Consider the following 10,542-nt stretch of genomic DNA (forward strand, 5'->3'; position numbering starts at 1 on the left):
CTACCCCAGCCGTGAGGCATGGTGCGACGCACGTGTGAGGGAGAGCGAACGACGCCTCACGGCCTGCGACCCCGCCCTGCCCACCGTGCTCGTCAACCACTACCCGCTGGTGCGGGAACCGACCCGGATCCTCCACCACCCCGAGTTCGCGCAGTGGTGCGGCACCGTGCGTACAGCCGACTGGCACCGGCGGTTCCGTGCGCGCTCCGTGGTCTACGGCCACCTGCACATTCCCCGGACGACATGGCACGACGGCGTGTGCTTCGAGGAGGTTTCCGTCGGCTACCCGCGTGAATGGCGCCGCCCGGGACATCCCCGGAACGTCCCCCGCCGTGTCCTGCCCGAGACGAGGACGCCGTGATCGACGAGATACTCCCGGACTGCGTCGTAGTGTCCGAGGCGTTCGACGACTCGGAACCGGTCGAGCTCTACCCCGAGGAAGCCAGGGTGGTGGCGAACGCCGTGGAGGTGCGTCGGCGTGAGTTCGCGACGGCACGGCTCTGCGCCCGCCGGGCGCTCGCCGGGCTCGGCCTGCCGCCGGCGCCCGTGCTTCCCGGCCCGCACGGAGCCCCACGCTGGCCGCACACCGTGATCGGCAGCATCACGCACTGCGCCGGATATCGCGTCGCGGCGCTGGCCCGTACGACCGACATCGCCATGCTGGGTGTGGACGCCGAGCCCAATGGGCCGTTGCCCGACGGTGTTCTCGAGGCCATCGCTCTGCCCGGGGAGATCGCCCGCCTGCGGAGACTCGGCGACATCGAACCGGGCGTGTCCTGGGGGCGCGTGCTGTTCACGATGAAGGAGGCTGTGTACAAAGCCTGGTTCCCGGCGACGGGAAGCCGTCTCGAGTTCGAGGACGCCGACATCGAGGTGGATGTCGGGGAATCCTCCTTCACCGCACGTATTCGTGTCCCCTTCCGGCCTCCGGACGGGGACACGGTGGAGTGCCTGACCGGCCGATGGCTGGCCCGTGGAAATCTCGTGGCCGCTGCCGTCGCGGTGCCGAGGGCGTGAGCGGCGAAGGGCCGCCCCCCGGAAACCGCAGTTTCCGGGGGGCGGCGGGGGGCGGCCCTTCGTGTCGTGACGGGCGCGGGCGCCGTGCGCGGGACGCCGGGTGGATCAGGCGATGTGCTCCGACTCCCGCTCGATCTCGTACTGCTTCTTGAAGTCGTCCTGGTAGTTGCGGATCAGGGACTTGCTGCGCGGGTGCGTCACGGCGTGCATGTCCGACAGGAGTATGTCGAGCGTCTCGTGGTTGGGGTACTCGCCGTGCTGGTCGACGTACGTGCGGAACGCCCCGTACGCCTCGCTGAGGAACTCCGCCTCGGACAGCTCTGGGAGCGGGATGTCCTGTCCAGGGACCGGCTGCTCGTACGCCTCCTCGGCCTGGAGCTGCTCCTCGTACGCCTCCTGGGCAGGCACCGCCTGTGCCTGTGCCTGTGCCTGCGCGTCGGCCCGCCGGTCCTGCTCGTCGTGGAGGACGGGCTCGGCCGGAGCGCCGAGAGCCGGGTCGAGGGCGGGATCGGGGTAGGCGGCGGGGTCGTACGAGCCCTCGTAGGCGGCCGGGCTGACCTTGGGGGCCGCGAACCAGGGGCTGTGATGGGTGGCGGGGACCTGCTTCTGGAGCTCCGACTCGGGCCAGTGCTGCACGGGCTCGTAGACGGTCTGCGGCTTGGGGTGCTGGAGCGCCGGCTGCGGCTGCTGGTCCGGATGCCGATGCGGCTGGGCCTGGAGCTGCGGCTGTGTCTGCGACTGGAGCCGGGGCTGGGGATGGCCCTGTGCCTGGGGCCCGACCGCCGGGAACTCGTCGGCGCGCTGCGCCGGGATCACGGCGGGCTCGATGCCGGCCGCGGCCAGACCCGCCGGGGCCGTGTCCGCCAGCGGCACGCCGTAGCGCGCCAGCCGCAGCGGCATCAGCGACTCCACGGGTGCCTTGCGGCGCCAGGCGCGTCCGAACCGGGAGCGCAGCCGCGCCTGGTACACCAGGCGCTCCTGCTCCAGCTTGATCACCTGCTCGTAGCTGCGCAGCTCCCACAGCTTCATCCGCCGCCAGAGCAGGAAGGTGGGCACGGGTGAGAGCAGCCAGCGGGTCAGCCGGACGCCCTCCATGTGCTTGTCGGCGGTGATGTCGGCTATCCGGCCGACTGCGTGCCGGGCCGCCTCGACGGAGACGATGAACAGGATCGGGATGACGCCGTGCATGCCGACGCCCAGCGGGTCCGGCCAGGCGGCCGCGCCGTTGAAGGCGATGGTCGCGGCCGTCAGCAGCCATGCCGTCTGGCGCAGCAGCGGGAACGGGATCCGGATCCAGGTCAGCAGGAGGTCCAGGGCGAGCAGCACGCAGATGCCCGCGTCGATGCCGATCGGGAAGACGAGGGAGAAGGCGCCGAAGCCTTTCTGCTCGGCGAGTTCGCGTACGGCGGCGTACGAACCGGCGAAACCGATCGCGGCGATGATCACCGCCCCGGTGACCACCACGCCGATCAGCAGGCGGTGTGTGCGTGTCAACTTCATCGCGGCCACCCGCGATCCCCTCCCAACCTTCAGTCACCTCTGTCACTGGCACGCCAACGGCGAGCGATAGGCGCGGGACAGCTTGGCACAACCGTGCGAGGAACGGGCGCGCGGGCATGGCAAGAGCCCGGTTCGCGGCATGGGAACCGGGCTCCCGCGACGGGTGCCGGCGCGTGGACGGGCCGCCCTGCCTGCCGGATTCCGGCAGGCAGGGCCGCGTGGCGTGCGTCCGTGGCGCGGGGCGGCTACTCGTTGGCCGTGGCTATCGCCGCCACGACCTCCTTCGCGGCCTTCTGCGCGTCCTTCATCAGCTCGTCGGGGTCCGGGGTCTTCGCCCCCGCGTAGCCCGCGCCGTTGTAGTTGAGGGTGAGCACGACGTTCTCCGTACGCACCACGACGGTCTGGTTCCTGAAGTCCTCGTCGGTCTTGCGGAGCTCGTAGCGGACGGCCGTCGCCTCGTCGCCGATCCCCTCCGCCGCAACGGACTTGACCTTCTTCGCTCCCTCAGTGGTCTGCGCCGCCGTGACCTGCTTCGCGAAGTGGTCGGTGGCACGCTCCTCACCGCTGCCGCCCAGCGCCGCGTCCGAGTCGAAGCGGATCAGCGAGACGTCCAGCCAGCGGTACTGGGAACCCTTCAGGCCGTTGTCGTCCAGACCGTTCCACGTGCAGCCGGCGCGCGTCCGGACGTCCGAGGACTTGCCGGCCTTGCCGGTCTTGTCCTCCGCGCCGGGGACCAGGCCCGTGACGGTCTTCTTGGCGAGGGTCTTGCAGGCGTCGGGGAGGGTGTCGTACACGGCCGGCGCGAGGGACGGCGAGGCCTTGGTGGCCGAGGGCGAGGCGGAGGACGAGCCGCCTGAGCCCTTCTTCGACTTGCCGGAGTCGGATCCGGAGTCGGAGGAGCACCCGGCGACGAGCATCACCGGGACGGCTGCGCAGGCGAGAAGTCGGGCCAGTCGCTGGGCTGTGAGGTGCATGATTCCTTCGTTCATGAGCTCTGCGGGCTGCGGCATCAGTCGCTGAACAACTCGGCGAGTTGACCGGCCAGGTCCAGTGCCCTGTCCTGCAGCTCCTTGTTGTCGGGTACTTCAGTGATACGGCCCGGCTGCTCGGCGTACTCGATGGTGACGACCACGTTGGACGAGCGGAAGACGACGCTGACGGTGCGGGTCTTCACCGTTGAGCCGGACTCGGAGAGCCCGGTGTCGAGGAAGGCCGCGTCCGCGAGGTCGTCCAGTTCGCGCGGTTCGAGACCGGCGGTGGAGGAGGGCGATCCAGGGGTGCCGTCCGGGGAGCCGGAGGTGTCGTCGTCCGTGTCCCGGCTCGGCTCCCCGGCGTCCTGCCCGGACGTCTTGCGGGGGGAGGACGGCGAGGTGGCGGCCGGACCGGAGGGGGGCGCGGACGCGGAGGAGCCGGAGGGCCCTGAGGGCGCGGCGGGCGCCGAGGAGCCGGAGGTGCCCGCCGCGAAGGGGACGCCGGCGGCCAACTGCTTGTCGCCGAACACCTCGTTCGCGCGGTCGTCGTCGCTCACCGTGCGGTCGTAGGAGACGACCCGCTCGAAATCGATGCGGAGATGCCGGGTGCCGCTCACGGAGTCCAGTCTCCACCGGCAGCCGACCCGCCGGTCCGTGTCGAACGTCACGGTGGCCGTGCCCTCGAAAAGCTTCTCCCGCTTCTCCGGGGCCAGCTCGTTCGCGCCGGGCAGCAACTGCTCCAGGGACTCGGGCTCCACGCTGCCGCAGGGCTCGGGAAGCGTGGAGTACTTGCCGGGCGCCGCCGCGGCCGTCGTCTCCGAAGCTCCGGGCTTCGAGTCCTCGGCGGGGTCCCCGAGACCGGAGCCGCCGGTGCAGCCGACGAGCAGCGCCGCAAGCAGGGCGATGCCGGGCACAGCGGCCTTCCGGGCCATTCGCTGCACGGTCCCTGGCTCCTTCCGAGACGAAAACGGGTTGCCGCGTCAACACGGCCACTGGACACAATGTGTATCGCACGCACCGCCGTGAACGCCGGTCCGATATCCCTTTTGTTGGCGCTTGGCAGGCTTTTGCGTTTTCAGACTTATCGGGGGAATGGGGAAGTTATGTCGTACGTGGAGGTACCGGGCGCGAAGGTTCCGATCCGCATGTGGGCGGACCCCGCGTCCGTCGAGGACGGCGCCATGCAGCAGCTGCGGAATGTCTCGACGCTGCCGTGGATCAAGGGCCTCGCGGTGATGCCGGACGTCCACTACGGCAAGGGCGCGACGGTCGGCTCGGTCATCGCCATGCACGGTGCGGTCTGCCCGGCCGCCGTCGGCGTCGACATCGGCTGCGGCATGTCCGCCGTGAAGACCTCCCTCACCGCGAACGACCTTCCCGGCGACCTGTCCCGGCTCCGATCCAAGATCGAGCAGGCCATTCCGGTGGGCCGCGGCATGCACGACGAGGCGGTGGACCCGGGCGGCCTGCACGGCTTCCAGACCGCCGGGTGGGACGACTTCTGGACCCGGTTCGGGGGAGTGGCGGAGGCGGTCAGGTTCCGCAGGGAGCGGGCGCTGAAGCAGATGGGAACGCTCGGCTCCGGCAATCACTTCATCGAGTTCTGCCTGGACGAGACCGGTTCCGTCTGGCTGATGCTGCACTCCGGTTCCCGGAACATCGGGAAGGAACTGGCCGACCATCACATCTCCCAGGCGCAGCAGCTGCCGCACAACCAGGGTCTCGTCGACCGCGACCTGGCGGTGTTCATCGCGGACACCCCGCAGATGGCGGCCTACCGGAACGACCTCTTCTGGGCGCAGGAGTACGCGAAGTACAACCGCGCGATCATGATGGGGCTCTTCCAGGACGTGGTCCGCAAGGAGTTCAGGAAGGCGAAGGTCACCTTCGAGCCCGTCATCTCCTGCCACCACAACTACGTGGCGGAGGAGCGCTACGAGGGCATGGACCTGCTGGTCACGCGTAAGGGTGCGATCCGCGCGGGCGGCGGCGAGTACGGGATCATCCCCGGCTCCATGGGCACCGGTTCGTACATCGTGAGGGGTCTCGGGAACGAGAAGTCCTTCAACTCCGCGTCGCACGGCGCGGGGCGGCGGATGAGCCGCAACGCGGCGAAGCGCCGCTTCTCGACGCGGGACCTGGAGGAGCAGACGCGGGGCGTGGAGTGCCGCAAGGACTCCGGGGTCGTGGACGAGATCCCGGGCGCGTACAAGCCGATCGAGAAGGTCATCGACCAGCAGCGGGACCTCGTGGAGGTCGTCGCCAAGCTGAAGCAGGTCGTCTGCGTGAAGGGCTGACACCCGTCGCCCGTCGCCCGCGGCCCGTCGCCCGGCGGGCCGGGCCCGTGGGCCCCGCCCGCCCGTGCGCCCCCTGCGTGCGGGCGGGCCTTCTCGTGCGGCCCGCCCGTGCGGCCCGGCAGGGATCAGAGCTCGCGGTGGACCTTCGTGTTGGAGGCCTGGGCGCGGGGGCGGACGACGAGGAGGTCGATGTTGACGTGGGAGGGGCGGGTGACCGCCCAGGTGATGGTGTCGGCGATGTCCTCGGCGGTGAGGGGCTCGGCGACACCCGCATAAACCGTCGCGGCCTTCTCCGTGTCCCCGCGGAAGCGGGTGGTGGCGAACTCCTCGGTCCTGACCATGCCGGGGGCGATCTCGACGACGCGGACGGGGGTGCCGACGATCTCGAGGCGGAGGGTCTCGGCGAGGACGTGGGCGCCGTGCTTGGCGGCGACGTAACCGGCACCGCCCTCGTAGGTGGCGTGGCCCGCGGTGGAGGAGACGACGACCACGGTCCCGTCGCCCGATTCGGTGAGGGCCGGGAGCAGCGCCTGGGTGACGTTGAGGGTGCCGATGACGTTGACCTCGTACATGAGGCGCCAGTCGTCGGGCCTTCCGGTGGCGACCGGGTCGGCTCCGAGGGCGCCCCCGGCGTTGTTGACGAGGACGTCGCAGCGGTCCAGGGAGGCCGCGAACGAGTCGACGGCGGGCCGGTCGGTGACGTCCAGGACATGGGCGGTGGCCCGGTGCCCGGCCGCGAAGAGTTCGGCGGCGAGGGCCTCGATGCGTTCCTTGCGGCGGGCGGTGAGGACGACGTGGTAGCCGGCGGCCGCGAGGTGCCGGGCGGTGGCGGCGCCGATGCCGCTGCTCGCGCCGGTGACGACGGCGGTACGGGTGGTCATGCGTGGCTCCTCGCGTCCGGCGGTCTGGCTGCTCGTAGTGTGCTTCCGGTCCAGGCTATCGGGGGCGTGGTGCGTACATGATCACGGCCATTCCCGTGAGGCAGACCAGGGCGCCGGCGATGTCGTAGCGGTCCGGGCGGTACCCGTCGGCGACCATGCCCCAGGCGAGGGACCCGGCGACGAACACCCCGCCGTAGGCGGCGAGGATGCGTCCGAAGTCGGCGGCGGGCTGGAGCGTGGCGACGAAGCCGTAGCCGCCGAGCGCGAGCACTCCCGCGCCGATCCAGATCCACCCGCGATGTTCCCTGACGCCCTGCCAGACCAGCCACGCCCCGCCGATCTCGAGGAGCGCGGCGAGGAGGAACAGGGCGGCGGAGCGGGCGACGAGCATGGGGCTCAGCCTGCCATCCCCTTGTTCGCAGCGGTGCGGAGGGCGGTGCGGAGCGCGGTCGCGCGCCGAGCGGGGTCCTTCTCGTCCGTGGCCCAGGCGATGTATCCGTCGGGGCGGACGAGGAGCGCCGTGCGGCGGGGACCGGCCCAGTGGGCGTGGACGAACAGGTCCGGCGGGCCGGACGTCCCGTCCGCGGCCTCGCCCGGTGCCTCGCCCCGAGGCGTGACGAGGACGAAGCGGCCGCCGCGCAAGGTCTCGTAGAGGCGCGTGCCTCCCGCGAGCGCGATGTCGGGGGCGCGCCTGCCGGTGAGGGGGTGGGCCCTCCTGGGGGCGGAGTAGGCGATGCCGGTGCCGGAGATCATGCCCATCGCCCGGTGGGCCGCGGGCATGACGGTGCCGAGGAAGCCGTAGGCGAGGGAGCGGGCGGCGCGCTGGAGCGGGGTGTGCGCCATGGCGAGGCGGACGATGGCCCCGCTGCTCCGCAGCACCATGAGCCCGACGGGGTGGCGTTCGCTCTGGTAGGTGTCGAGCAGGGTGTCGGGGGCCTGCCCGCGCACGACGGCGGCGAGTTTCCAGCCGAGGTTGACGGCGTCCTGGATGCCGGTGTTCATGCCCTGGCCGCCCGCGGGGGAGTGGACGTGGGCGGCGTCGCCCGCGAGGAAGACACGTTTGTCGCGGTAGGCGGGGACCTGGCGTTCGTCGCTGTGGAAGCGGGAGATCCAGCGTGCGTCGTGCATGCCGAAGTCGGTGCCGAGCGCTGTGCGGGCGATCCGCCTGACCTCGTCGAGGTCCGCGGGCTCGCTGTCCGGGACCTGGTGGCCGCGGTCCCAGCCCATGACGCGGTACCAGCCGTCACCGAACGGGACGACGAAGGCGAAGGTGCCTCCGGTGCCGTTGACCGTGAGAAGCGATTCGGGCTCTTCGGCGAGCCGGACGTCGGCGAGGACGATCGACTTGATGACGGATGCGCCGGGGAAGGGCAGGCCGAGGAGTTCGCGCACGGCGCTGTGGACGCCGTCGGCGCCGACGAGGTAGCGCGCGCGCAGCGTACGGGCGGTGCCGTCCTCCTCTCTCACGACCGCCTCGACGCCGTTGGCGTCCTGCCGGAGGGCGGTGACCTCGGTGCCGTACCGGAAGCAGGCCCCGGCTTCGAGCGCCCGGCGTCCCAGCAGCCGCTCGACCTCGTACTGCGGGGTGACGAGCAGGAAGGGGAAGCGGGTGCGAAGCCGGCCGAGGTCCAGGGAGAGGCGGTTGAAGACGCGCAGCTCGGTGACCTGCCGGCCCCGTGCGACGAGTTCGTCGGCGAGTCCGCGGGCGTCGAGCTGCTCCAGTGTGCGGGCGTGCACACCGAAGGCTCGGGTGAGGTTGCTCGTCCCGGGCGGACGCTTCTCCAGCACGGTGGCGGCGAGCCCGGCGGCGGCGAGGTCACCGGCGAGGGTCATTCCGGTGGGGCCCGCGCCGACGATCAGGACGTCCGCGGTGTCGGAAGGGCGGGTGCGGGGAGTGTCGCGGGTGCTGCCTGCCATGACGCCTCCTGATGCCAACGGTTGTTGGTCAACGCTTGTTGGCAAATGTAGGGCGCCGTGCAGGGATAAGTCAACAGTTGTTGGCCCACGCGTGTTGGCATAGGTTGCCCATATGACAGATCCCGTTGCCGGGCAGGAGCCCGCGCCCCCGCCGGGCGCGCGCGCCGCCGCCGCTCCGCGCCGCTCCGACGCCACCCGCACGGCGATCATCGAGGCCGCGCGCGAGCGCTTCGCCGCCGACGGATACGAACGCGCGACCATCCGCGCCATCGCCCGCGAGGCCGGCATCGACCCCTCGATGGTCATGCGCTACTACGGCAGCAAGGAGGGGCTGTTCGCCGCGGCCTCCGAGTTCGACCTGCGTCTGCCCGAGCTGGGCGGGCTGCCCGGCACCCATGTCGGGCCGGTCCTCGTCGGCCACTTCCTCGACCGCTGGGAGGAGGACGAGGTGCTGACGGCGCTGCTCCGGGTCGCCATGACCAACGCCGGCGGTGCCGAGCGGATCCAGCGGATCTTCAAGGAGCAGCTGGGGCCGGTCGCGGCCGGAGTCTGCCCGCACCCGGACGAGGCGCAGACGCGGGCTGCCCTCGTCGCCTCGCAGATCCTCGGCATGGCCCTGGCCCGCTACGTGCTGCGGCTGCCTCCGGCCGTGGCCATGTCCCGTGACGAGGTGATCGCCTGGCTCGCGCCGACGGTCCAGCGCTACCTGACGGCCGAGCGCCCGTAGCTCCGGCCGGGAGACCCGCCCGTACCCGCCCGCGCCTCAGAGCCAGCCGTTGCGGCGGAAGACGCGGTGGATCGTGAAGCACGCGGCGGCGATGACGCCGAGGACGAGCGGATAGCCGAAGGTCCAGTGCAGCTCGGGCATGTGCTCGAAGTTCATTCCGTACAGGCCGCAGACCATCGTCGGCACGGCGACGACCGCGGCCCACGCGGTGATCTTCCGCATGTCCTCGTTCTGGGCGACGGTCACCTGTGCCAGATGGGCCTGGAGGATCGAGTCCACCAGCGAGTCGAAGGCCGTTATCTGCTCCGCCGTTCGGGCCAGGTGGTCGACCACGTCCCGGAAGTACGGCTGCATGCCGGAGTCGACGAGGGACGTGGGGTGGACGGCCAGCCGCTGGAGCGGGGTCTGCAGGGGTGCGACGGCGCGCTTGAGCTCCAGCAGCTCACGCTTGAGCTGGTAGATCCGCCCGGCGTCGCCGTGTCCCGCCTGGCCGGAGAACACGGCCGACTCGATCTCGTCCATGTCCTCGTGCAGCGAGTCGGTGACCGTGAGGCATTCGTCCACGACGAGGTCGGCGACGGCGTACAGCACCGCCGACGGGCCCTTGCACAGCAGCTCCGGGCGGGCCTCCAGGGCCTCCCGGACCGGGCCGAGCGAGCCGTGCAGCCCGTGCCGGACGGTGATGACGAAATCGCGCCCGATGAACACCATGATCTCGCCGGTGTCCACGACCTCGCTGGTCGCGGTGAGGGCGTCGTGCGGGACGTAGCGGACCGTCTTGAAGACCGCGAACAGCGTGTCCTCGTCGGGCACCAGCCTGGGCCGCTGGTGGCGGGCCGCCACGGCGTCCTCGACAGCCAGCGGATGCAGGCCGAACAGTTCGGCGACCGCGGCGAACTCCGCCTCGTCCGGCTCGTGCAGGCCGAGCCAGACGAAACCGGCGCCCTGGCCGTCCTGGCGCAGCTGCCGCAGTGCCTCGTCCGCCGTGCGGCCGCCGGCCTGCCGCACGCCGTCGAGGTAGACCACGCAGTTGACGACGGCGCTGCCCAGCGGGGACCTGGCGGGATGGCTCAGGTCCACGCGCCGGACGGAGGCGCGGCGTACCGCTCCCGGCTCCCGGCTCGTACTCAATCCGTCGCCGCCCGCGCCGCTCCCGGCGGAGGTACTTGCCGCGTGCGACCCGCTGGTCGTCAACGAGCACGAGGCACGGTTCATCCTGGGCGGTCCGGCGG

General features: G+C 71.4%; 10 protein-coding genes and 2 pseudogenes. 5 read left to right on the top strand and 7 right to left on the bottom strand.

Annotated features, from left to right (window positions below):
• Together GUY61_RS28550 and GUY61_RS28555 are read left to right on the top strand one after the other, a co-directional pair.
• Nucleotides 1–361 (top strand): annotated as a pseudogene (locus GUY61_RS28550) (metallophosphoesterase); the annotation flags it as partial.
• Nucleotides 358–1,017, top strand: a complete 660-nt coding sequence (locus GUY61_RS28555) for a 4'-phosphopantetheinyl transferase superfamily protein (RefSeq protein ID WP_166633143.1) — start codon at nt 358–360, stop codon at nt 1,015–1,017. The pseudogene GUY61_RS28550 and the gene GUY61_RS28555, both read left to right, overlap by 4 nt.
• A 105-nt stretch (nt 1,018–1,122) precedes the next feature.
• On the opposite strand, the gene GUY61_RS28560 is transcribed toward GUY61_RS28555, so the two are convergent.
• From GUY61_RS28560 to GUY61_RS28570, 3 genes are all read right to left on the bottom strand, one after another.
• Nucleotides 1,123–2,526, bottom strand: coding sequence for a DUF2637 domain-containing protein (locus tag GUY61_RS28560; RefSeq protein ID WP_166633144.1), 1,404 nt, complete (start codon nt 2,524–2,526; stop codon nt 1,123–1,125).
• 236 nt (nt 2,527–2,762) lie between these two features.
• Nucleotides 2,763–3,491 (bottom strand): DUF3558 domain-containing protein, encoded by a 729-nt coding sequence (locus GUY61_RS28565; RefSeq protein ID WP_166633145.1) that lies wholly within the window; start codon nt 3,489–3,491, stop codon nt 2,763–2,765.
• A gap of 35 nt (nt 3,492–3,526) precedes the next feature.
• Nucleotides 3,527–4,420: a DUF3558 domain-containing protein gene (locus tag GUY61_RS28570; RefSeq protein WP_208106573.1), complete on the bottom strand. Its 894-nt coding sequence runs from the start codon at nt 4,418–4,420 to the stop codon at nt 3,527–3,529.
• Nucleotides 4,421–4,591: 171 nt separating this feature from the next.
• On the opposite strand from GUY61_RS28570, the gene GUY61_RS28575 reads away from it, so the two are divergent.
• Nucleotides 4,592–5,785 carry an RtcB family protein gene (locus GUY61_RS28575; protein ID WP_166633147.1) on the top strand — a complete coding sequence of 398 codons (1,194 nt, stop codon included), beginning with the start codon at nt 4,592–4,594 and terminating at the stop codon, nt 5,783–5,785.
• 125 nt (nt 5,786–5,910) lie between these two features.
• Here GUY61_RS28575 and GUY61_RS28580 read toward each other — a convergent pair whose 3' ends face one another.
• Genes GUY61_RS28580 through GUY61_RS28590 form a run of 3 tightly spaced genes read right to left on the bottom strand, consistent with a single transcriptional unit; the run spans nt 5,911 to nt 8,583 of the window.
• Complete coding sequence (locus GUY61_RS28580) at nt 5,911–6,666, bottom strand: SDR family NAD(P)-dependent oxidoreductase (protein WP_166633148.1); 756 nt, start codon at nt 6,664–6,666, stop codon at nt 5,911–5,913.
• A gap of 55 nt (nt 6,667–6,721) precedes the next feature.
• Nucleotides 6,722–7,057 (bottom strand): YnfA family protein, encoded by a 336-nt coding sequence (locus tag GUY61_RS28585; protein ID WP_166633149.1) that lies wholly within the window; start codon nt 7,055–7,057, stop codon nt 6,722–6,724.
• Nucleotides 7,058–7,062: 5 nt separating this feature from the next.
• The gene (locus GUY61_RS28590) at nt 7,063–8,583 is read right to left on the bottom strand and encodes an FAD-dependent oxidoreductase (RefSeq protein ID WP_166633150.1); all 1,521 of its coding nucleotides are present in this window, start codon (nt 8,581–8,583) and stop codon (nt 7,063–7,065) included.
• A 112-nt stretch (nt 8,584–8,695) separates the two neighbouring features.
• Between GUY61_RS28590 and GUY61_RS28595 the strand changes: the two genes are divergently transcribed.
• The gene (locus GUY61_RS28595; RefSeq protein WP_166633151.1) at nt 8,696–9,310 is read left to right on the top strand and encodes a TetR family transcriptional regulator; all 615 of its coding nucleotides are present in this window, start codon (nt 8,696–8,698) and stop codon (nt 9,308–9,310) included.
• Between the two features lie 36 nt (nt 9,311–9,346).
• Here GUY61_RS28595 and GUY61_RS28600 read toward each other — a convergent pair whose 3' ends face one another.
• A complete protein-coding gene (locus tag GUY61_RS28600) occupies nt 9,347–10,390 on the bottom strand; it encodes a magnesium and cobalt transport protein CorA (protein WP_398957235.1) in 1,044 nt (347 codons plus the stop codon).
• 13 nt (nt 10,391–10,403) lie between these two features.
• On the opposite strand from GUY61_RS28600, the pseudogene GUY61_RS40605 reads away from it, so the two are divergent.
• Nucleotides 10,404–10,542, top strand: a pseudogene (locus GUY61_RS40605) (ribokinase); the annotation flags it as partial.

Source organism: Streptomyces sp. GC420 (genome assembly GCF_009916105.1).
Lineage (GTDB): Bacteria > Actinomycetota > Actinomycetes > Streptomycetales > Streptomycetaceae > Streptomyces.